A 21,405-nucleotide genomic window follows, 5' to 3' on the forward strand; every position below is an offset into this window, starting at 1 on the left:
TTATACCTTTAGTCGGTGTAATTACTTACAGGAAATCAACTCTCCTCGGCCTGTGGCCCCCGGCTGGTGCGGCGCGCGCGCAACACGAAACGGGCCGGATCGAGGGCGTCGACCAGCGCCGATTCCAGCGGCAGGGGCTCGCCTTCGAGCTGGGCGGCGAGCAGCTCGGCGGCCCAGCCGGCCCAGATCAGGCCGCGCGAGGCATAGCCCAGCAGCGCGTACAGGCCGGGGTGGCGCGGCACGTCGCGCAGGCGTTCGGTACTGCCGGCCGCGTCGAAGTCCGGCACGCGGCCGACCAGCGGCAGGCGGTCCGGGGCGATGCAGCGGAAGCCGACCCGGCCCTGCAGCGGCGCGCCCTGCGCCGCCTGCGGATCGGACAGCAGGCCGCGCAGGCGTTCCAGGTTTTCCTCGTGGCTGGCGGGCGAGAGTTCGGGATTGTCGTCGAGGTCGTAGGTGGCACCGGCGCTGACGACGCCGTTCGACGGCGGGGTCAGGTAGGCTTCGCGGCACAGCACCACCGGCAGGGCCGGCAGCATGTCCGCCGGCAGGTGGCTGACCTGGCCGCGCATGGTCGTCAGCGGCAGCGGCGCCGCATGCGGAAGCTGGATCGCGCCGGCGCCGTTGGCCAGGATCAGGTTGGGCGCGCGCGCCACCAAGGCGCCCTGCTCGTCATGCACCAGCCAGTGCCCGTCCTCGCGGGCAATGCGCACGCTGCCGACGCCAAAGCGCTGCTGCAGCCGTCCGCCGCAGGCCGCCAGCATGGCTTCGCAGACGCTGCCGGGCCGGGCCCAGCCGCCCTGGCGGAACAGCCAGCCGCCATCCGGTGCGGGCAAGCCCAGCAGGGCCTCGGCCTGCGGCTGCTCGAGCCATTCGGCAAAGCCGGCCGGCAACGCGCCGCTGGCGGCGATGGCGCGCTGCACCTCGGCGTGGCCGGGATCGCGCGCCAGCTGCAGCACGCCGCAGGCATCGCCTTCGATGCTGCGGCCGGGACCGATGCCGCCCAGGCGCTCCCAGTGGCGCAGCGCGTACAGGTAGGCGGCGCGGGTCAGGCGGGTCGGGATGTTGTCGTCGCGCGAGACCAGCGGCATGAAGATGCCGGCGCGGTTGCCGGAGGCTTCCATGGCGGGCTTCTCGTGGCGCTCGACCAGGGTCACTTCCCAGCCGCGCGCGCACAGGCGCTCGCAGGCGGCGGAGCCGGCGATGCCGGCGCCGAGCACGATGGCGCGCCGCTCCGGCGCCGGCGGCTGCGGCGGCCGCGGCTTGCGGCTGGCGAAGCGCGCCTTCTGCTTGCCGGCCAGCCGGTCCGCTTCGCTGCAGGGCTCGAACACGAAGCCCTGGACTTCCAGCGCGGCCACCTGCTCAGCCGTCAGGCCCTGGCCCAGCAGGCGGGCCTGGGGCGCGGCCACCCGCGCCAGCGCGCGCGCAAACTCCGCGCCGGCGTTCTCGAGGCCGTGCAGGCGGAACAGGTCGACCCGCGCCGCCAGCTGGCCGAGGGCCGTATCGATGGGGGCATTCAGCAGGTCCAGCGTCAGGCCGGGCTCGGGCTGGGGAATGCGGTGGAAGCCCGGCAGCAGGCAGTCGGGCTCGGATTGCGTGCACAGGGCGATCACGTGCAGGTGCGGCGAGCGGTGCGGATCGGTGCGCCAGACGTCGGCGAGCACCCGGAACGAGGCGCCGTCGCCATAGTCGCTGTCGAAGACCGTATAGTGCGCCTGGGTGCACCATGCATCCCGGTAGTCCATGTTCAGCTCCTGCCGTGGGCCCCGCTGCGTTGGCGGCACATGCAGCCGCGGTCGTGGTCGTCCACCATGCCGATCCCCTGCATGTAGGCGTAGACGATGGTCGAGCCGACGAACTTGAAGCCGCGCTTGCCGAGGTCCTTCGAAATGCGGTCGGACAGTTCGGTGCGCGCCGGCCGTGCGCCGTCCGGCCAGTCGTTGACGATCGCTTGATGGTCGACGAAGGTCCACAGGTAGCGGTCGAGCGTCAGCCCCTGCTCGCGCATGGCCAGGTAGGCCTTCGCATTGTTGATGGCGGCCGCGACCTTCAGGCGGTTGCGCACGATGCCGGGATTGGCCAGCAGCTCGGCCACCTTGGCGTCGTCGTAGCGGGCGATCTTGGCGGCGTCCCAGCCGTCGAAGGCGCTGCGGTAGCTGTCGCGCTTGTTCAGGATCGTCTCCCAGGACAGGCCGGCCTGCGCCCCTTCGAGATTCAGCATCTCGAACAGCGTGGTCTCGTCATGGCAGGGCACGCCCCACTCGTGATCGTGATAGGCGATGTAGCGCGGATTGGCCATATTGGCCCAGGTGCAGCGGGTGGTATCCATATCGGAAGTATAAACCCGGCGGACGCTCGATGAATGGGAAGCTGCCGGCGCCTGCTTGTATCAAAATGTCTACATTGAAACAGGAATTTCTTAAAGAATATGGAATTGTTAATTACAAACAGTTACCCTGTAGGATCTCTCCTACTTTAACCTCCGGACATGCACAGCCGTCGAGCCTACCTGCGGCAAACCATGAAGCAGGCGCGCCTGCAGAAGCGGCTGGCCGTGGCGGCCACGCTGGCTGCCGCCGGCTGCGCGCTCGTCCTGTTGCAACAGGACGCGCATCCGGAGCAGCGCCGCGCGGCAGCGCTCACGCCGGCCGTGCAGGCGGCGCCGGCGCCGTTGCGCGTTGCCGCCCAGGCCGCGCCGGCACCGGCGCGGCATGTGTATCCGTATTCGATCGTCCCCGGCGGCGTGACCAGCCGCACCGAGCTGGCTCGCGCCGTCCTCGCCGACAAGACCGTGGCCGCGCATTACGCGGGATTCGGCACCGACAAGGCGGAGCTGCGCACGGTGCCGAAGGCGCGCGCCGTGTACGTGTCCTACCGCAAGGGCGACCAGGTGTACTGGACCGCGAAGAAGGTGATGCTGGCCGAGGGCGAGGCCGTGCTGTCCGACGGCCGGAGCGATATCCGCGCACGCTGCGGCAACCGCATTTCGGACACGCCCCAGCTGCCGGTCGAGGTCAAGGGCCCGTCCGAGCAGGAACTCGATACCCCGGTCGAGCAAGCCCAGGCGGCCGGGGACGGCGCCCTGCGCGAGATCGCCTTCGATCCGGACGAGGACGGGGGTGAAGGCCAGTCCTTCGTGGCGCAATCCTTCGCGAACGGGGCCGGCCTGCTGACAGCCGCCCAGGCGCAGGCCCGCTTCGACCAGGCCGGCGTCGCCGGCGGCGGCGCGGGCTATCTCGATTCCCTGGCCGATACCGGGCGCAGGAATACCATGCTCGCCATGCTGGCGAATTCGGCTTCCGGCCTCGGCGGCAGGACACCGAACGGCGGCAACGGCGGCGTCGCTAACGGCGGCGCAGGGAACACGTCCGGCGGATCGACCAGCGGCGGCGGCATCGCGACCGGGGGTCTCGGCAGTCACAACACCGGCGATACCGCGCCGGCCGGTTCCGATGGCGAAAGCGCGGGCAGCGGCGGCGGCGGCGGCGGAGGCGGCGGCGGCGGAGGCACGGGCGGCTCCGGCGGCAAGCCGGCCGCGCCGCCCCCGGGTCCCGATCCGGTTACCGATCCACGTCCCGATCCGGGTTCCAATCCACTGCCGGGCCGCGACAATCCGCCCAAGGACCATCCCTTGCCCGAGCCGGGCAGCCTGTGGCTGAGCGGCATGGCCGGCGCTGCCCTTTTCCTGCAGCGCCGCCTGCACCGCCGTTCACGCTAGGCGCAGCCGCTTACCAGTAACAAAGGCAAGCCCGCCCACGCAATCGCCACCAGCGCCAGTATGGCCAGCAGCGCACACAGCGCCAGTGCCGCCATCGTCACCCCACCAATGATCAGGCGGACAGTGCCTGCTCCAGCCGCCTCACCCCGGCGCGGATCTGGGCCGGCGTGAAGGCCGAAAAGCCCAGCAGCATCCCCGGCGGCACCGCGCAGTCCGGGCCGGCGGCCGGGTTCACGTAGTAGGACAGGGACCGCACATCGACCCCGGCGGCGGATGCGCGGGCGACGGCTTCCTCCTCGCCGAGACCATTCATGAGTCCCACGCACAAATCCAGGCCGGCATCCGACGGACCGCAGGCCAGTAGCCCCCGCATGCGGCTGTCCAGCGCCTCCAGCATGGCGATGCGCCGCTCGCCGTAGGCATCGCGGGTGCGCCGGATATGGCGCGCGAAGTGTCCTTCCTGGATGAAGTCGGCCAGCACCGCCTGCGGCACGATGGGGCTGTGGCGGTCGACCACCGCCTTGGCGCGCGCCAGCGGCGCCGCCAGCGCCGGCGGCGCCACCACGTAGCCCAGGCGCAGTCCCGGAAACAGCACTTTCGACAGGGTGCCGACGTAGATCACGCAGTTCGCGCGGTCGAGGCCCTGCAGCGAGGCCAGCGGCGGGCCGGTATAGCGGTACTCGCTGTCGTAGTCGTCCTCGACGATCCAGGCGCGCTTGGCCTCGGCCCAGCGCAGCAGCTCCAGGCGCCGCGCCAGGCTCATGGTGGCGCCCAGCGGCAGCTGGTGCGAGGGAGTGGCGAAGGCCATGCGCGCATCCGGATAGCGGGCCGCGGCGTAGGCGACGTCCATGCCTTCGGCATCGACCGGCACCGGGCAGATCTTCGCGCCGGCCACCGCGAACGGCGCCAGCGCGCCCTGGTAGCCGGGCGACTCCAGCCAGACGCCCTCGCCCGGCGCCAGCAGCAGCTGGGCCAGCAGATACAGGGCCTGCTGCGAACCGTTGGTGATGACGATCTGCTCCGGCATGCAGCGCACCCCGCGCGAGGCTTTCAGGTAGGCGCACAGCAGTTCGCGCAGCGGCGGATGGCCGGCCGCGCCGCCATAGCCCAGCGGGACCTCGCGGCGGCGCCAGTGGCGCGCCTCGAGCTTGCGCCAGACCTCGAAGGGGAACAGGTCCAGGCCCGGCATGCTCATGCGGAAGGTGCGCAAGGGCCCGTCGTGGTGGCGTACGCGCGCCATCGCCGAGGCCATCGCTTCGCCCCGCGCGGACAGCGGCCGCACCAGCGGCGGCGCGGCGTCCGGCGACGCGCTCCGGCGTGCCGCCGCCGGCAGCGAGGCGCTCACGAACGTTCCCTTCCCCACCGCCCCTTCCAGGTAGCCCTCGGCCATCAGCTGCTCGTAGGCGGCCAGCACGGTCTGGCGCGAGACCTTCAATAGCCGGCCCAGTTCGCGGGTGGCGGGCAGCCGCACCGTGGGCTGTACCGCGCCGGACAGGATCGCTTCCTTCATCCGCAGATACAGCTGGCGGAACAGCGGCGTGGCCGCATCGCGCTCGAGCGGAATGGCGGCGAGGATGGCGTGGACGTGCATGGGCATCTCACAAAATTGGTACGCCCATCTTCGTCCTTATTGGTTATTTCGGCAAGCCACTTGCCATCCTAAGATGGAGGCATGAAAACATTCGACGCCAGCCTGTCCTGGGAACGCGGCGCCCAGGCCTTCACCGACCAGCGCTACAGCCGCGCGCATACCTGGACCTTCGACGGCGGCCTGTCGGTGCCTGCCTCGTCCTCGCCTTTGTCTGTGCCGCTGCCGATGTCCGATGCGGCCGCGGTCGATCCGGAAGAGGCGCTGGTGGCCGCCGCCAGCAGCTGCCACATGCTGTTCTTCCTGTCGCTGGCGGCAGCGCGCGGCCTGGTGGTCGACAGCTACCGCGACGATGCCACCGGCTTCCTCGGCAGCGACGAGCTGGGCCGGCTGGCAATGACCCGCATCGTGCTGCGCCCGCGCATCGCCTTCGCCGGCGGGCCGCCGGATGCCGCCGTGCTGGCCGCCCTGCACCACGAGGCGCACGCCCGCTGCTACATCGCCAGCTCGCTGCGCGGCGAGGTCGTGGTCGAGGGAGAAGGCTGATGTACCTGCCTTCCCACTTCCGCGAAGAGCGCATCGAGGTCCTGCACGGCCTGATCGACGCCCATCCGCTGGGCGCCCTGGTGCGCCTCGGCGAGGATGGCCTGGCCGCCGACCACATCCCCTTCGAGCTGGTGCCGGCATCCGGCGAAGCGCCCCGCGGCATCCTGCGCGCCCACGTGGCGCGCGCGAACCCGCTGTGGCGCCAGGACGGCGCGCCGGTGCTGGCGATCTTCCAGGGAGCATCCGGCTACGTCTCGCCCGAACTCTACGATGCGAAGGCCATCGACGGACGCGTGGTCCCGACCTGGAACTACGCGGTCGTGCATGCGCACGGGCGGCTGCGCACCATCGACGACACCGAATGGCTGCTGGCCCACATGCGCCGCATGACGCAGCGCCAGGAGCACCGGCAAGGCCGCGGCTGGGCCGTCGACGATGCGCCGCGCGACTATATCGACAAGCTGGTGCGGGCGACGGTCGGCATCGAGATCGTCATCGACGGCCTGCAGGGCAAGTGGAAAGCCAGCCAGAACCGCGGCGAAGAGGAGCGCATGCGCATCGCCCATGCGACCGGCATGGCGCCCTGAACATCCCAATCTTCACTGGACATTGCGGCGGATTGCAGCGCACAATGGGATGCACCTGGGAGCGAAGAGTCCATGTCCATACAAAGCCGCAATCATGTCCATGTCTCCGGCAAAGGCGCCTCCACCATGGTGTTCATCCACGGCTACGGCTGCGACCAGACCATGTGGCGCTTCCTGGCGCCGGCCTACGAGGACCGCTTCCGCGTGGTCACCTACGATCTGACCGGCTGCGGCCAGTCCGAGCTTTCCGCCTACGACCGCAGCAAGTACGGCAGCCTGCACGGCCACGCCGCCGACCTGCTGGAGATTGTCGACAGCGTCGCCGGCGGACCGGTGGTGATCGTCGGGCATTCGGTCGGCGCCACCATCGGCATGCTGGCCGCGATCGCCGCGCCGCAGCGCTTTGCCGCCCAGGTCATGGTCGGGCCCTCGCCCTGCTTCATCAACGACGGCGACTACGTGGGCGGCTTCAGCCGCTCCGACATCGACGAGCTGCTCGAAACCATGGACGCCAACTACCTCGGCTGGTCGCGCAGCGTGGCGCCGATGATCATGGGCGCGCCCAACCAGCCGCAGCTGCGCGACGAACTCACCGAGCGCTTCTGCCGCAACGATCCCGCGATCGCCCGCCACTTCGGCCGCGTCACCTTCCTCTCGGACCACCGCGCCGACGTCCCGCGCTCGACGGTGCCGGCCCTGATCCTGCAATGCAGCGACGACCTGATCGCACCGAGCGTGGTCGGCGACTGGCTGCATCGCCACCTGCCGGCCAGCACCCTGCGCGTGATCCGCAACGTCGGCCATTGCCCGCACATGAGCGCGCCCACCGAGAGTTCGCGCGCGATCGACGCCTTCCTCGCGCAGACCCTGCGCTGACGATGTGAATGCGAGCCTGCCCGGCGCCTAAAAACATCGTCCCCGCGAAGGCGGGGACGATGTTCACAAGCTATGGGGCGACGTTTGTGAAGATTACTTCCCAGCAGTCGTACCCGTCTTAGCCGTATTCATCTGCTCAGCCGACTTCAAATGCTGCGCCACCACCGGTTCGGTCTTCTCGACCAGGGCCTTCACTTCCGCATCCTTGGCCTTCTTGGCGTCGGCCATCAGCTTGGCGTGGACGGTCTTGTGGTCCTGCACCCCGGCCTGCTTCATGTAGGCCTTGTCGAAGTCGGCGCCGCTCATCTTTTCCAGCTTGGCGGCCATGGCCTTGTGCTTGGCGTCCGGTTCGCTCGGCAGGGTCACGCCGCGGGCGTCGGCCAGGGTTTTCACTTCGTTCAGGTTGGCGGTGTGATCGTCGATCATCTGCTGGCCGAAGGCTTTCACTTCGCTGCTCTGGCCCTTGCTCTGGGCCAGCTTGCCGCCCGCGACTTCGGCCATGTCGGCCATCGCGATGTCCTTGAGGATCTTCGTGTCGCCTGCGCTCAGTTTGGCGCCCGAAGCCGTCGCACCTGCGGCGCCGCTGGCGCCCGACGCGCTCATGCCGCTGCTGCTGGAACCCGAGGAATGCATGCCGGACGACTTCGAGGTCGAGCTGCTCGAGCTGCCCATGCTCTTGGTCGACTGCTTGGCGCGGTTTTCCATGCCGGTGCTGTTGCTGTTGTCCATCGTCCCTTCCTTGGTCGTCTTGCCGGCCTGGTTGGGATTGGTGGAGCTGGTGCCGGTCTGGGACGGGCTGGAGCCGACCGAGGTCTGGGCGTGGACGCCAACTGCGCCGAACATGGCTGCCACTGCCGACACGGCCAGCAGTCCCTTCAAGGTTTTATTCTTGTGCATGTCGTTCTCCTGATCTCTTATGGTGAAGTTTGACCCGTGTTCAAATGACAACGGTGGCACAAAGTGTATCGCCGTGCTTTACCGCACAGCGCGCGTTAGCCCATAGGAAATTTGCGATCAGCGGAAGCTGAGCGCCGCCGTCAGGTCGCCCGGCGGACGCGCCCCGCGCGACTCGAAGGCGGCGTTGCGTGCGGCCAGGCCTTCCAGCAGTGGCAGGCCGTGCAGGCGGGAGATGAAGCGCAGGACCGAGGTCGTGTCGTAGAAGTTGTGATCGACGGCGCCCTTCTTCGCGAACGGCGAGACGACGATGGCCGGAATGCGCGAACCCGGGCCCCAGCGGTCGCCCTTGGGCGGCGCCACGTGGTCCCACCAGCCGCCGTTCTCGTCGAAGGTGATGACCACCACCATATTGTTCCACTGCGGCGATTTCTTGAGGTGCTCGATCACGTTGGCGACGTGGGCGTCGCCCGATTCGATGTCCGAGTAGCCGGCATGCAGGTTCAGGTTGCCCTGCGGCTTGTAGAAGGCCACGGCAGGCAGGCGGCCGGCCACCGCGTCGGCGATGAACTTGTTCGATATCGGGCTGTCGCCCAGGCCGCCGTCGCGCAGGTGTTGTTCGCGCGCGGCCGTACCTGGCGCAAATTGCTTGAAGTAATTGAAGGGCTGATGATGGTGCTGGAAGTTCGGGCGCGAACCTTCGCCGCGGCCGTCCAGCGCCGCCTGCCAGGCGCCGCCGTACCAGGCCCAGCTGATGGAACGCCGGGACAGCAGGTCGCCGATCGTGTCGTAGCTTTGCGGCGGCAGCACCGAAGCATCCATCGGGTCGGCCGCGTTCGCATCGCCGCCCGGCGCCGGACGCACCCAGCTCGGCTGGTAAGGCGGGGCCATGGTGTTGACCGCATAGCCGTCCGGCGTGATGGCGCCATGGTTGACGAATTTCGGCTTGCCGTCCAAAGCCGACTTCGGCGAGTCCGGCGCCACCGCCAGGCGCATGCCCTGCGGACCGTCTTCGAGCACCGCGATCTTCTTCTTCGCCGGGGTCTCGGCGGCGTTGAAGAATTCCGGCGTGCGGCCGCTGATCAGGAACTGGTGGTTCAGGTAGGAACCGCCGAAGGCCGCCATGAAGAAGTTGTCGCACAGCGTGAACTCGCGCGCAATCTGAACCAGGCCCAGGTTCTTCGAGGTCTCGCCGTAATGGCCCATCACCATCGCGCCGCTGTCGCCCCAGGCGACGAAACCGTCGTTCTTGCCGCCGTTGATCTGCATCTGGTTGTGATAGAACTGGTGGGTCAGATCGCGCGTGACCAGCCCTTCCGGCAGCGGCTTGCCTTGCGCGTCGGCGAGTGCGAACGGCGCGTTGGGCAGGTGCTGGATATCGTCTTCCTTGATGATGTAATCCTTGCCGCCCAGGTTCTGGCGCGCCGGCACCATGCCGCCCCAGATCTTCGGCAGTTCCGGCAGCACCGAGCCGTCGCGGTCCTTCTGCGCGGTGGCGGACGCGGGCAGGCTGGCGAGGGGCTGGGCCAGGCCGGGGAAATCGGCGAACAGGTTGTTGAAGCTGCGGTTCTCGAGATAGATCACCACCACGTTCTTGACGTGTTCCTTCAGCTTGGCGTCGAGCGAGCCCTTGACGGGCTTGTGGGCCTTCGCCGTTTTCGTGGCCGCTTCGCTGGCGGCCGGCAGGGTGGTCGACAGGCCGACCGCAGCCGCCGCCTGGAAGATCTTGCGGCGCGAAGGATTGGCGGGCTGGCCGGCTTCCGGCTGCTCGTGGTCGTGATGCTTTTCTTGCACGGTTCTCTCCTGGACGGGCATCGGGTCGGCCCGCAAAAACACCGATTATGGGCGTTTTTTGCCAGGTGGAAAAGATCTCAGCGGCAATACCGACTATTGACGCGCGCGTGCCTCGACACGTTTCAGCAGCAGGCCGATCTCGTCGAGCACCAGCCAGGGGTCCTGTTCGTCGAACAGATGGGCCGTGTAGCGCATGCGCATGTGGCGGGTGTCGGTAGACACTTTCGCCAGCTCGAACTGGGCGGCGTCCCAGGTCGTGTTGAAGGCGTCGACGTCGTCGTAGCTCATCTTCGCCTGCCGGATATTCGTGTACGGCAGGCCGCGGCTGAGCACCGTCACCGGCAGGTCCAGCGTGCGGGCGCCGGCCAGGGCCTGTATCGCCTCGACGTAATCTTCGTGGGAATTCTTGTCCCGTTCCCAGCTGATGACCATGTCCATGATGCGCCAGCCGTCCGGCGACATCGTCCGCTTCATGGCCGGGTACCAGGATTCGTGCACGCTGTCGACGAAGACGATGCCCTTGACGGTATCCGGATGCGCCTGCACATAAGCGCGGGCGATCATGCCGCCGAAGGAGTGGGCGACCAGCACCACGTCGCGCCAGCCGCGCTCGCGGATCAGGCCGTCGAGCTCGTCCGTGAGCGCGCGCATGGGCCGGGGCGCGTTCTGCGGCGTGCTCTTGCCGACGCCGGCGCGGTCGTACAGGCAGACCCGGTAACCCGGCACCGAGAAATTGCGGAAGGTATTCTTGTAAGTCGCGTGGGCATCGAGTCCCATGCCGGCGATCAGCACCACCGTCTTGCCGCCTTCGCCGCGGCATTCCCAGGCCAGGCGGTTGGGGCCGACCTGGGCGAACTGTTCGCCCGGCGCTTCGGCGGCCACGGCATGCAGCGACAGGGTGAAAAGCAAGCCGGCCAGCAGTGTCTTCATCGACGATCCTTTCGCGCAAGAATTCTGTCGAATGTAAGACGCGGGTTGCAAGACGTCAATTCATCACGCATGAAGACCGGGAGGTCGATTGCGTCAAACGCCTGTCACATTCCAGGGCCAGAATACGCATCGCTCCTGGGAAAAGAGCACGGCGGCCCTGCCGCCCTACCGGCGCCGGCGGTCGGGAAATATACCGGCACCAATTCAACGTATCGTCTCAGAAGCCCGCCCGCGCGCGCAGCTTGCGGCGCACGTGCTTGCCGGCGCGCGGCAGGTTTTCCACGGCGCGCTCGGCCAGCACGCCTTCGATGAAGCCGAGCAGCGCAATCTCCTGCGGCACCCGTTCGCGCAACTGGGCGACCAGTTCGCGCGCGACCACGCCATCGTTCAGCAGCCCCAGCTCATCCTGCATGTCGGACAGCAGATCGTGGCGGCGCACTTCCTTCCTGCCGTGGCTGAGCGCTTCGAAGAACTCGCGCGCATAGCGCTCCTTCTTGGCGGCGATGCGCACCTTGTGCAGGGTTTCCGGGTGCTTCAGGTCGATCACGCGGGCACGCTTGCGCACGCGCGCGGCGGCATGCTGCACCAGGCGCGGCGCGGCCTTGCTCACCTTCTGTTCCAGCGCATCGGTCGGCGCATCCCCGGGGCGCGGATCGGCCTGGCGCCCGCTTTGCTTCCATCCCTGACCGGCAATCCACGCGCCCAGCCCCAGCATCAGGCCCGTATAGCGCGGGCTGCCGACCGCCGCGCGCACGCGGGCGCGATGCCGCTCCGCTTCTTCGCGCGCCGCCACCGCGACCCGCGCCAGCGCCGGCTTGTGTTCTTCCGGCAGTGGCAGGCCAGGCAGCAGCGATTCGATGAAGACGTCCCAGTTGCGGGCGTCGCCCAGCTCGCCCGCCAGCCATTCGACGTCGGCCGCCAGCGGCGCCGGCAGCTGCACCATGTCCTTCACCATCGCCATCGCCGCGCGCAGGCGGCGCAGGCCGACGCGCATCTGGTGCAGGCTCTCGACCTCGCCCGCCAGCAGGCCTTGCTCGTTGGCCTGCATCTGCGCCAGGCAGTTCTGCAGGATGCCGCCCAAGGCCTCGCCCAGGCTGGCCTTGCGCCTGAGCGCCACCGCGCTCGCCTTCACGGCGTGCGGCGTCAAGCCGCCAGCCAGCGCATAGCCGCGCTCGGCCTTGCTGACGTTCTCGATCCGCACCGGCACCGCCTCGTGCACCTGGCGCGCCAGGTCGTACAGGCGCGCGGGGTCGCCCTCCTTCATTTCGAGTTCCAGTTCGCGCACCGGCACCGTACGGTCGCCGCGCTGCAGCTCGCCGGTATCGAGGGCGCATTCGACCTGCACGCCATCGTCCAGTTCCAGCAACCAGGCGGCGCGCTTGACCTTGTTGACGAACACCGGTTCGAGCGCCAGCTCATGCCGGCCGAGCTGTTTGGCCAGGGCCGGCACGGCGTCGCGCAGCTGGCGCGCGAACAGCTCGCGGTCCGGCTCGGCCGACGGCACCTCGGCTTCCAGCTCGACGCGCCGGTGCAGGCCGGCGACCACCGTGCCGCCGCCCTTCAGCGTCTGCACGTGGCGCGTACCCTCGCTGCGCACCCGCAGTGCGAAACCGTGCTGCCACAGGGTGAAGTCGGCGGTGTCGAAATAGCGGTCGACGTGTTCGCGCTCTTCCGGCTTGTTGCCGCCCCGGGGGCGCAGCAGCGGGATCTTCCTGACCTGGCTGACGCTGGCGTTATCGAGGGCCAGCTTGATTTCGCATTCCATCGTTTGTCCTCCTGACAGCGTTACTGTAGCGCTTTCGGTGCGAGACGGGCACACCGGTCGCCCCGCCATGGCAACGGGCTCGCATGTCAGGAGGAGGTCAGACGGAGATTCCGGCAGGCAAGGAATGAAGGTCCAGGCGCCGGCCGGCCTTGACGATCTGGCTGGGCAGCTCGTGGCCCAGCAGTTCCTGCAGGCGCCGCGCAGCCTGCAGCAGCAGGGCCAGGTCGACGCCGGTATCGTAGCCCATCAGTTCAAGCGCGTGCACGATTTCCTCGGTGCAGACGTTGCCGGTGGCGCCCGGTGCGTAGGGGCAGCCGCCGATGCCGCCCAGCGACGCGTCGAAGCGCTCGGCGCCGGCATCGATCCCGGCCAGCACATTCGCCAGGCCCATCCCGCGCGTGTTATGGAAGTGCAGGGTCAGCTCGAGACCGGGCCAGCGTTCCCGCACTTTTCCGGTCAGTTCACGCACCTGGGTCGGATAGGCCATGCCGGTGGTATCGCACAGGGTGATGCCCTGCACCTGCAGCTCGTCGACGAAGCGCGCGCACCAGTCCAGTACCGCCTCCTGCGCCACTTCCCCTTCCATCGGGCAGCCGAAGCTGCAGGACAGCGAGATGTTGACGCGTACGCCATGCGCTTGCGCCAGCGCCGCCACGTCCCGCAAGCCGGCGAAGGACTGCGCGCGTGTCATGCGCAGGTTGCTCAGGTTGTGGCTTTCGCTGGCCGACATCACCAGGTTCATCTCGTCGACGCCGGCGGCGATGGCGCGTTCGGCGCCGCGCAGGTTGGGCACCAGGGCGCTGTAGACGACGCCAGGCCGACGGGCGATCCCCTCGAACACCTCGACCGCATCGGCCAGCACCGGCACCGCTTTCGGCGACACGAAGGAACTGGCTTCCAGTTTGGCCAGGCCGGTCTTCGAGAGCGCATCGGCCAGTGCGATCTTCTCTAGCGTCGGCACGAAGCGTGTTTCGGCCTGCAGGCCGTCGCGCAGGCCGACTTCCTGGATGTGGATGCGGCGTCCCTTGCCGCTCCACGCATTCATGTTCGCATTCATGCCACCACCTTGCGCTCGCGCAGCGCCGCGATCTGCTCTTCGGTGAGGCCGATCTCGCGCAATACCGCGTCGGTGTCCTCGCCCAGGCGCGGCGCGGCCGAACGCACCGCGCCCGGCGTGCCCATCAGCTTGGGCACGATGCCCGGCACCTCGACCTGGTAGCCCTCGCGCGTCTGCTGGGTCAGGATCATGTCGCGCGCACGGTAATGCGGGTCTTCGGCGATGTCCTGCGCGGTATAGACCTTGCCGGCCGGGACCCGGGCCCCATTCAGGACCTCGAGCACTTCGGCCACGCCGCGGGTCGCGGTCCAGACACCGATGGCGGCGTCGATCTCGGCCACCCTGGCGACGCGGCCGGCATTGTTCGCCAGGTCCGGCGCTTCGGCCAGGTCGGGGCGGCCGATCGCCGCCATCAGGCGCTTGAAGATGCTGTCGCCGTTGCCGGCCACGAGTACGTAGCCGTCATTGCAGCGGTAGGCGTTGGACGGGGCGATGCCCGGCAAGGCGCTGCCCGCCGCCTCGCGCACCGCGCCGAAGGCGCTGTATTCGGGGATCAGGCTTTCCATCACGTTGAACACGGCTTCGTGCAGGGCGACGTCGATCACCTGGCCGCGTCCGCCGTTGACCTTGCGGTGATACAGCGCGGTCAGCACGCCGATGGTGCCGTGCAGGGCGGCCAGGGTGTCGCCGATCGAAATCCCGCAGCGCACCGGCACGCGGCCCGGTTCGCCGGTCAGGTGGCGCAGGCCGCCCATCGCCTCGCCGATCGCGCCGAAGCCCGGCAAGTCGCGGTAGGGACCGGTCTGACCATAGCCGGAAATGCGCAGCATGACCAGGCCCGGATTCAGTTCGGACAGCACATCCCAGCCCATGCCCCAGCTTTCCAGGGTGCCGGGGCGGAAGTTCTCGACCAGCACGTCGGCCTCCGCGATCAGCTTGCGCGCGATCTCCTGCCCCTCTTCGCTGCGCAGGTCGAGCGCGAGCGAGCGCTTGTTGCGCGACTGGACCTGCCACCACACCGAGGTCCCGTCCTTCATCATGCGCCAGTTGCGCAGCGGGTCGCCGGCGCCCGGCGCCTCGATCTTGATCACGTCGGCGCCGAATTCCCCCAGCGTCTTGCCGGCGAAGGGCCCGGCGATCAGTTGTCCCATCTCGATCACGCGCACGCCCTTCAGCGCCTGGTCGGAAAAATTCGCGTGGATCATGTTCGATGCCGTCATGTGCTTGCCCCTTCAATGTTCGGATTGTTCGCGCCGGCGCAGCCGCTCGGGCATGCCGAAGGCCAGGATGGCCGCGCACACCAGGCTCAGGCCGGCGATCGCATACAGCGCCGGCGTGGTGCTGCCGGTGACGTCCTTGATGCGCCCGACCATCACCGGGCTGACGATGCCGCCCAGCTGGCCCAGCGTGTTGATCAGTGCGATGCCGCCCGCCGCGCCGGCGCCGCTCACCAGCTTGGGCGGCAAGGCCCAGAACGCCGGGATCGACGCTACCACGCCGGCGCCCATCACGGCCAGCGCCGCCAGCAGCAGGGCCGGCTGGTGGTCGAACAGGCCGGCGCAGCAGAAGCCGGCGGCGCCCAGCAGCACCAGGCCGATCACGAATTTTCGGCGCTCGCCGCTGGCGTCCGAGATCCGGCCGACCAGCACCATCGCGATCGCGCCGCACAGGTAGGGCACGGCGGTGAGCAGGCCGATCATGGTCGGGTTGGTGGTGCCGGCGCTGCGGATCATGTGCGGCGCCCAGAAATTCAGGCCGTAGGAACTCACCTGGATCAGAAAGTAGACCAGGCCCAGGGTCAGGAAACCGGGCGTCTTGAGCGCGCCCAGCAGCGAATGGCTGCCGATCTGGCGGTTCTGCTCGGCGATGCGCGCGGCCAGCAGGCTGCGCTCCTGGGGAGTGAGCCATTGCGCATCCTCGATCCTGTCCTTCAGCGACAGGAACACGACGGCGCCCAGCGCCACGCACGGCAGGCCGCCCACCAAAAACAGCCAATGCCAGCCGGCCATGCCCAGTGCGCCGTCCATGTGGCCCAGCACCAGGCCGGCGGCAGGCGCGCCGACCAGGCCGGAAAAGGTCGAGGCCAGGAACAGCATCGAGGTGATGCGGCCGCGGTAGGCGGCCGGGAACCACAGCGTCAGGAAATACAGCACGCCAGGCGCGAAGCCGGCCTCCATGACGCCGATGAGGAAGCGCAGCACATAGAACTGCCACTCGGTCTGTACCAGCGCCATCAGGGCGGTGGCGATGCCCCAGGACACCATGATGCGGGCGATCCAGCGGCGCGCCCCGACCTTGTACAGCATCATGTTGCTGGGCACCTCGAACAGGACGTAGCCGACCGAGAACAGGCCCGCGCCCAGGCCGTAGGCGGTGTCGGACAGCGACAGGCTGTTCTGCAGCGCGAACTTGGCGAAACTGATGTTGATGCGGTCGAAGAAGGCGAAGAGATAGCAGACCATGATCAGCGGCATGATGCGCCATGCCACTTTTGCCACGATCTGCGCTTCGCCCGGAACGGCCACGGAGGCCGCGCCGGCGGGGGCGGACAGGATTTTGCTCATGATGTCTCCGGATAGGGTGTCGTCGAATGACCCGGCGCGCTCATGCGGGATGGCGCGCTTTTGGTGTTGTGGGTCGATTCTGGCACTCCGGGTCCAAATGGCGGAATGACCAAGACGGGAACCCGGCTTTCGCGTTTCGCGAAAGCTCGAGCACTCAGCGTCCGGGCTGGGGCGCAGCGGCGAGGTGCTCGACCAGCATCCGCGCATGGCGCGGCAGGGTCTCCAGGTCGCGCACGCCAATCAAGAGCTGGCGCCGCGCCCATGCGTCCTGGAGCGGGATCTGGCGCAGGTTCAGTGAACGCACCAGCGCCCGCACCGCGTCCGCCGGCAGCACCGCCACGCCCAGCCCGGCGGCCACCATCTGGCACATGGCGTCGAAGCTGCGCACCTGGATCCGCAACTTGAGGCGCTGGCCCATGGCCTCGGTCTCGGCCTGCAGGCGCTGCGCCAGCGAGGTGCCCTGCGACAGGCTGACGAAGTCGAATTCGGCGGCTTCCTCGAAACGCAGCGAGCGCCGCCGCGCCAGCGCATGCCCGCTTGGTGCCACCAGCACCAGCCGGTCCTCCCGGTAGGGCATCAGCTGCAGGCCGAGGGCCGGGGTGCGGTCGGCAAAGATGCCGATATCGGCCCTGCCCTCGAGCACGCCGAGCACGATCTCGCCACTGTTGAGTTCCGCCAGTTCGATGCGGATCGCCGGCGTGGCGCGCGCAAAGGCGGCGATGTCGGCCGGCAGGAACTGGGTGATGGCCGAGGTATTCGCCCACAGGCGCGCCACGCCGACGATGCCGTTCGCGTGGTCGCGCAGCTCGGCCGCCAGCAAGTTGACGTCGCCGAGGATGCGCAGGGCATGGCGGGCCAGCGCCTCGCCGGCGGCGGTGATGGTGATACCGCGCGAATGCCGCTCCAGCAGCCCCGCGCCGACCGCCGCCTCGAGGTCGGAAATGCGCTTGCTGGCCGCCCCGACCGCCAGGTTGGCCAGCTGCGCGCCCTTGCTGATGCTGCCGGAGCGCACCACGTGCATGAACAGGGAAAGCGAGACGAGATCGAGGCGGTGCAGGTTCATGCCGACATGCTACACTGAACGCATGTTCAATCGATCCTTCCACCACGGAGTGTGTTACCGCAGGCCATAGAAGCCTGCCGATTGCATTGTCATATCCACAGATTCCATGGCCACAGCGAGAACCGTCTCCTGTGGCCTTTTTCATTTCCGGAGACCCGATGACACTCAAGCTGTACGACACCTGGGAGCGGCGCCTGCGTCCTTTCGACCCCCTCGAACCCGGCCGCGCCGGCCTGTACGCCTGCGGCCCGACGGTCTACGACTACGCCCACATCGGCAACCTGCGCACCTACCTGTTCGGCGACCTGCTCCGCCGCGTGCTGCAGCTGAACGGCATCGAGGTGAGGCACGTCGTCAACATCACCGACGTCGGCCACCTGACCTCGGACGCGGACCTGGGCGAGGACAAGATGGAAAAGGGCAGCCGGCGCACCGGCCGCAGCGCCTGGGACATCGCCGCCTTCTACACGGATGCCTTCCAGCGCGACCTGGAGCGCCTGCGCATCCTGCCGCCGACCGTCTGGGCGCGCGCCACCGACCACATCCCCGAGCAGATCGCCTTCATCCTGGACATCGAGCGGGCCGGCTTTACCTACCGTACCGCCGATGGCATCTATTTCGACACGACACGCCTGGAACGCTATGGTCACCTGGCCCGGCTCGACATCGCCGGACTGCAGGCAGGCCACCGCGTCGATCCGGGCGACAAGCGCTCGCCCACCGATTTCGCGCTGTGGAAGTTCAGCGGCGCCGAACAAAGGCAGATGGAATGGGACAGCCCCTGGGGCCGCGGCTTCCCTGGCTGGCACATCGAGTGCTCGGCGATGTCGACGCGCTACCTGGGCGCCCTGTTCGACATCCACATCGGCGGCGAAGACCACGTGCCGGTCCACCATTCGAACGAAATCGCCCAGCACGAGGCCTGCCACGGCCACCCGCCGGCGCGCTACTGGCTGCACGGCGCGTTTTTGCGGCTGCAAGACAGCGACAAGATGTCGAAGTCGGACGGCAGCTTCATCCGTCTCGATTCGCTGGTCGAGCGCGGCTTCGATCCCTTGGCCTATCGCTATCTTGCCCTGACCGCGCATTACCGCTCGAAGCTGGTGTTTTCGTGGACGGCGCTGGAGGCGGCGCAGACGGCGCTCGGGCGGCTGCGGCGGGCGTATGTCGAACTGCCTTCCGGTGGCGTGGCCGATCCCGCTTATCGCGAGCGCATGCTGGCTGAGCTGAACGACGACCTGAATACGCCGAGGGCACTGGCACTGGCATGGGAGGTATTGAAATCCGGGCTGCCGGGTGCGGTGCAGAAAGCGACGCTGGGCTGGCTGGACGAAGTGCTCGGGTTGGGATTGGATACCTGGCGGCCCGAGACGCACGCCGTGCCGGACGCGGTGCTGGCGCTGGTCGAAGCGCGCCGGCAAGCACGCCTCGATAAGCGCTGGGCCGATGCCGACGCCTTGCGGACCGCGATCGAGGACCAGGGTTTCGTTGTGCGCGACACGGCCGAGGGTTCCGTCGCGGCGCCGAAAACGGCCACTCTCCCGGTTACCGATTGATACGCCTCTTACAGACTCGCCGGCAGGATCTGCGGGCGCCGGATGACATACTGTACGTACGGATGCGCACAGAACTGTCCAGCTCAGCGCGCTAGCATTCGTCATCGATAGAACGGGAGGAAAATATGAAAATCGCACACCGACACATCGTCCGCATTGCCGCCGTGCTGGCCTTGACCGCCGCGTCCACCGGCGCATTCGCCCAGAGCGCGGAATACCGCCGCGGCTACGACGACGGTTACGCAGCAGGCCAGCGCGACGCCCGCAACGGTCCGGACGTCGCGGACGGTTCGATGTCCTGGGGACGCCTGCACATCGAGGAGGCCGAGTATGGCGTGCGCGACGCAAGCTGCAACGCGCGTCGCAGCGTGCGCGACCAGGTCGAGCGCAATCGCGGCTTCGTCATCGCCAACGACCAATTGTGCGGCGACCCGGCGCCGAACCAGAGGAAGCGCCTGCGCGTGATCTACCGTTGCGGCGACAGCGCACCGGCACGCGCCTACGCAAACCAAGGCGAAAGACTGCGCCTGAGCTGCAGCCGCTGAAGCCCCGCCGCTGAAGCCCATAGGCAGGGCTGCGGCGAAGCGGGCCGGCCTCGGCTTCAGGTTGATCCCAGGCGCGTAAAACCGTCGGCGCTCCAGTCTTCGCTGCCGACGCCGTGGTGCACACAGAACAGTCCTTCGGGATCGTATGCCGATTTTATGGCCCGCAATCTCGGATAGTTCTCGCCCCAGTACTCGCGTTGCCAGTCGCGGTTGAAGTAGTTGCTTTCCGAAACATAGGAACCCGAATGCGGCGCGATCCTGCGCAGTTCGGCGGCGGCCCGGTCGATGTCGCGGGCGTTCCTGCGGGCCGCCGCCAGGTCGATGGCGGGCCGCGCATAGCCCGGATAGGCGGGCGGCCTTTCTCCTTCGGCGATGATGAGCAGGGTGAATGCATCGGCGACCGCGGGATTGGTCGCGGTCTGCCGGGCCGCGGTACGGACCTCGGCCGGCGCGCCCGCCAGGCCCTTGCCGATGTGCAGCCGCAGCATCTGGTGGCGGCTCGCCGCGAACAGCGCGTCCGCGAGCGCCTGCCGTCGTTCCGCCTGCAACAGGGCCGCCGGCAGCCACAGCGAATCGTAACCGTGCAGGAAGACGCCAACCTCGCCCTGGTCGCCCTTCCCCCACACATGATGCCGCGGCGCGCCATCGCGCATGTCCCGCGAATAGGTTGATGCGCGCTTGGCCGGGTCCCACCAGCTGCGTGCCTCCCAGGCCCAGGCGCCGGGCGAGACGAGTTCGTAATCCCGCGGCGCCGCCCCGATCCAGTCGAAGAAGGGTTGCCATGCATCGCGCGTCTGCTCGGGACTGAGGCCCTGGCTGACCATGTCGATTTCCAGCACGTTGTCCGGCCTGAAGTGCACGTGTTCGCCCCAGTGCGGATTGAACAGGGTCTCGCGGTAGAAGTCGATGAAGCGGGCGATCAGGCGCGCGAAGGCGTCGTTCGAACGCGCCCTCACCTCGCCCCAGGCGCCGCCGAAGAAGCGCGGCAGTTCGTGGGTGCGCAGGGTGACCCGGGTGACCACGCCGAAGGTCCCGCCACCGCCGCCCTTGAGCGCCCAGAACAGGTCGGGATCCTTGCACGCGTTGACGACACGCACGCGGCCGTCGGCGGTGACGATTTCGGCTTCGAGCAGGCTGGAGGCCGCCGTGCCGAAGCCTTTCGAGAACGCATTGAAGCCGCCGCTCTGCACCAGGCCGGCCACGCCCACCGTGGTGCAGCTGCCGCCCTGGACGTAGCGGCCGCCTTCCGTCGTCACGGCGTGATACAGATCCATCCACATGGCGCCGGCGCCCGCGCTGACCGCCGGGACGGGGGCGGCATGGCCCGCACAGCCCTCGGCGACGAAGGCATCGTGCAGCGTGACCTGGTTCATCGCACGCGTCCAGATCAGTAGGGAATCGGGCGCGTTCGAGGTCCCCAGGTAGCTGTGGCCGCCGCCCTTGACCGCCAGGCGCAGCCGGTTCTTGCGCGCGAAGACGACGCCGGCGGCGACGTCCCCGGCATGGCGCGCTGCGATCGCATACGCGCTCGGCGCCGGCGTCCAGGCATCTAACCAGCCCGAGTTCTCGGTGCCGCCGGGCTGGTCGCCGATCCAGTAGGGGTTGCCGATGTTCTTGTGCGCATCGAGGCAGGCGGCGCCGTCCGGATCGGCCACGCAGCCTTGAAACAGCGCGTGAGCCTTGATCAGGTTGCCGCCTACGGCCTCGTTGAGCCTGGCCCAGCTGGCGGCGTTCGGCCATGCGGCGTCCAGGGGCCGTACGCGCCGATAGACGGCCTTGGCCGGCGCGCCGCCCGCCGATGCAGCGCTCAGGGTCGGCAGCGTCCCGGCGGCGGCCACTGCCAGCGACGACAGGAAATCTCTTCGTTTCAAGGGTGCCTCGCATTCGGATGGCGAATGCCGGCAAGCTTAGCGAAGGGATGTCCT

Annotated in this window: 18 protein-coding genes; 6 read left to right on the forward strand and 12 right to left on the reverse strand. The window is 68.4% G+C overall.

The window, feature by feature from the left end; all coding sequences use genetic code 11:
* Positions 1-35: 35 nt before the first annotated feature.
* Together mnmC1 and AC1DOP_RS14795 are read right to left on the reverse strand one after the other, a co-directional pair.
* On the reverse strand, positions 36-1,742 hold the full coding sequence (mnmC1, locus tag AC1DOP_RS14790) for an FAD-dependent 5-carboxymethylaminomethyl-2-thiouridine(34) oxidoreductase MnmC1 (RefSeq protein ID WP_477251965.1): 1,707 nt from the start codon (positions 1,740-1,742) through the stop codon (positions 36-38).
* 2 nt (positions 1,743-1,744) lie between these two features.
* Positions 1,745-2,326 (reverse strand): DNA-3-methyladenine glycosylase I, encoded by a 582-nt coding sequence (locus AC1DOP_RS14795; protein ID WP_441934986.1) that lies wholly within the window; start codon positions 2,324-2,326, stop codon positions 1,745-1,747.
* 159 nt (positions 2,327-2,485) lie between these two features.
* Here AC1DOP_RS14795 and AC1DOP_RS14800 point away from each other — a divergent pair, with 159 nt between their 5' ends.
* The gene (locus AC1DOP_RS14800; RefSeq protein ID WP_477251968.1) at positions 2,486-3,715 is read left to right on the forward strand and encodes a hypothetical protein; all 1,230 of its coding nucleotides are present in this window, start codon (positions 2,486-2,488) and stop codon (positions 3,713-3,715) included.
* Between the two features lie 112 nt (positions 3,716-3,827).
* Here the strand turns inward: AC1DOP_RS14800 and pdxR are convergent, their stop codons facing one another.
* On the reverse strand, positions 3,828-5,306 hold the full coding sequence (pdxR, locus tag AC1DOP_RS14805) for a MocR-like pyridoxine biosynthesis transcription factor PdxR (RefSeq protein WP_477251970.1): 1,479 nt from the start codon (positions 5,304-5,306) through the stop codon (positions 3,828-3,830).
* 81 nt (positions 5,307-5,387) lie between these two features.
* On the opposite strand from pdxR, the gene AC1DOP_RS14810 reads away from it, so the two are divergent.
* From AC1DOP_RS14810 to AC1DOP_RS14820, 3 genes are all read left to right on the forward strand, one after another.
* Positions 5,388-5,849: an OsmC family protein gene (locus tag AC1DOP_RS14810; RefSeq protein WP_477251972.1), complete on the forward strand. Its 462-nt coding sequence runs from the start codon at positions 5,388-5,390 to the stop codon at positions 5,847-5,849.
* Positions 5,849-6,436, forward strand: coding sequence for an FMN-binding negative transcriptional regulator (locus tag AC1DOP_RS14815; RefSeq protein ID WP_441934982.1), 588 nt, complete (start codon positions 5,849-5,851; stop codon positions 6,434-6,436). Before AC1DOP_RS14810 ends, AC1DOP_RS14815 begins: the two co-directional genes overlap by 1 nt.
* Before the next feature lie 72 nt (positions 6,437-6,508).
* Entirely contained in the window at positions 6,509-7,312 is an 804-nt protein-coding gene (locus tag AC1DOP_RS14820) for an alpha/beta fold hydrolase (protein ID WP_441934981.1), read from the forward strand.
* Positions 7,313-7,405: 93 nt separating this feature from the next.
* On the opposite strand, the gene AC1DOP_RS14825 is transcribed toward AC1DOP_RS14820, so the two are convergent.
* The 8 genes from AC1DOP_RS14825 to AC1DOP_RS14860 form a co-directional block, all read right to left on the reverse strand.
* On the reverse strand, positions 7,406-8,209 hold the full coding sequence (locus tag AC1DOP_RS14825) for a DUF4142 domain-containing protein (protein ID WP_441934980.1): 804 nt from the start codon (positions 8,207-8,209) through the stop codon (positions 7,406-7,408).
* Positions 8,210-8,326: 117 nt separating this feature from the next.
* Positions 8,327-10,021: an acid phosphatase gene (locus AC1DOP_RS14830; protein WP_441934979.1), complete on the reverse strand. Its 1,695-nt coding sequence runs from the start codon at positions 10,019-10,021 to the stop codon at positions 8,327-8,329.
* A 72-nt stretch (positions 10,022-10,093) separates the two neighbouring features.
* A complete protein-coding gene (locus AC1DOP_RS14835; RefSeq protein WP_441934978.1) occupies positions 10,094-10,930 on the reverse strand; it encodes an alpha/beta fold hydrolase in 837 nt (278 codons plus the stop codon).
* A 217-nt stretch (positions 10,931-11,147) separates the two neighbouring features.
* Entirely contained in the window at positions 11,148-12,695 is a 1,548-nt protein-coding gene (locus AC1DOP_RS14840) for a CYTH and CHAD domain-containing protein (protein WP_477251976.1), read from the reverse strand.
* Positions 12,696-12,792: 97 nt separating this feature from the next.
* On the reverse strand, positions 12,793-13,752 hold the full coding sequence (locus tag AC1DOP_RS14845) for a hydroxymethylglutaryl-CoA lyase (RefSeq protein WP_441934976.1): 960 nt from the start codon (positions 13,750-13,752) through the stop codon (positions 12,793-12,795).
* Positions 13,749-14,972: a CaiB/BaiF CoA transferase family protein gene (locus AC1DOP_RS14850; RefSeq protein ID WP_441934975.1), complete on the reverse strand. Its 1,224-nt coding sequence runs from the start codon at positions 14,970-14,972 to the stop codon at positions 13,749-13,751. The genes AC1DOP_RS14845 and AC1DOP_RS14850 overlap by 4 nt, the downstream gene beginning before the upstream one ends.
* Before the next feature lie 12 nt (positions 14,973-14,984).
* On the reverse strand, positions 14,985-16,316 hold the full coding sequence (locus AC1DOP_RS14855) for an MFS transporter (protein WP_477251979.1): 1,332 nt from the start codon (positions 16,314-16,316) through the stop codon (positions 14,985-14,987).
* Positions 16,317-16,470: 154 nt separating this feature from the next.
* Complete coding sequence (locus AC1DOP_RS14860; protein ID WP_477251981.1) at positions 16,471-17,379, reverse strand: LysR family transcriptional regulator; 909 nt, start codon at positions 17,377-17,379, stop codon at positions 16,471-16,473.
* 158 nt (positions 17,380-17,537) lie between these two features.
* Between AC1DOP_RS14860 and cysS the strand changes: the two genes are divergently transcribed.
* Positions 17,538-18,935: a cysteine--tRNA ligase gene (cysS, locus tag AC1DOP_RS14865; protein WP_477251983.1), complete on the forward strand. Its 1,398-nt coding sequence runs from the start codon at positions 17,538-17,540 to the stop codon at positions 18,933-18,935.
* Positions 18,936-19,060: 125 nt separating this feature from the next.
* Entirely contained in the window at positions 19,061-19,480 is a 420-nt protein-coding gene (locus AC1DOP_RS14870) for a hypothetical protein (RefSeq protein ID WP_441934971.1), read from the forward strand.
* 56 nt (positions 19,481-19,536) lie between these two features.
* Here AC1DOP_RS14870 and AC1DOP_RS14875 read toward each other — a convergent pair whose 3' ends face one another.
* Positions 19,537-21,351, reverse strand: a complete 1,815-nt coding sequence (locus AC1DOP_RS14875) for an FAD-binding oxidoreductase (RefSeq protein ID WP_477251986.1) — start codon at positions 21,349-21,351, stop codon at positions 19,537-19,539.
* Positions 21,352-21,405 lie beyond the last annotated feature (54 nt).

The sequence above is a fragment of the Massilia sp. 01N410 genome (assembly GCF_056399665.1).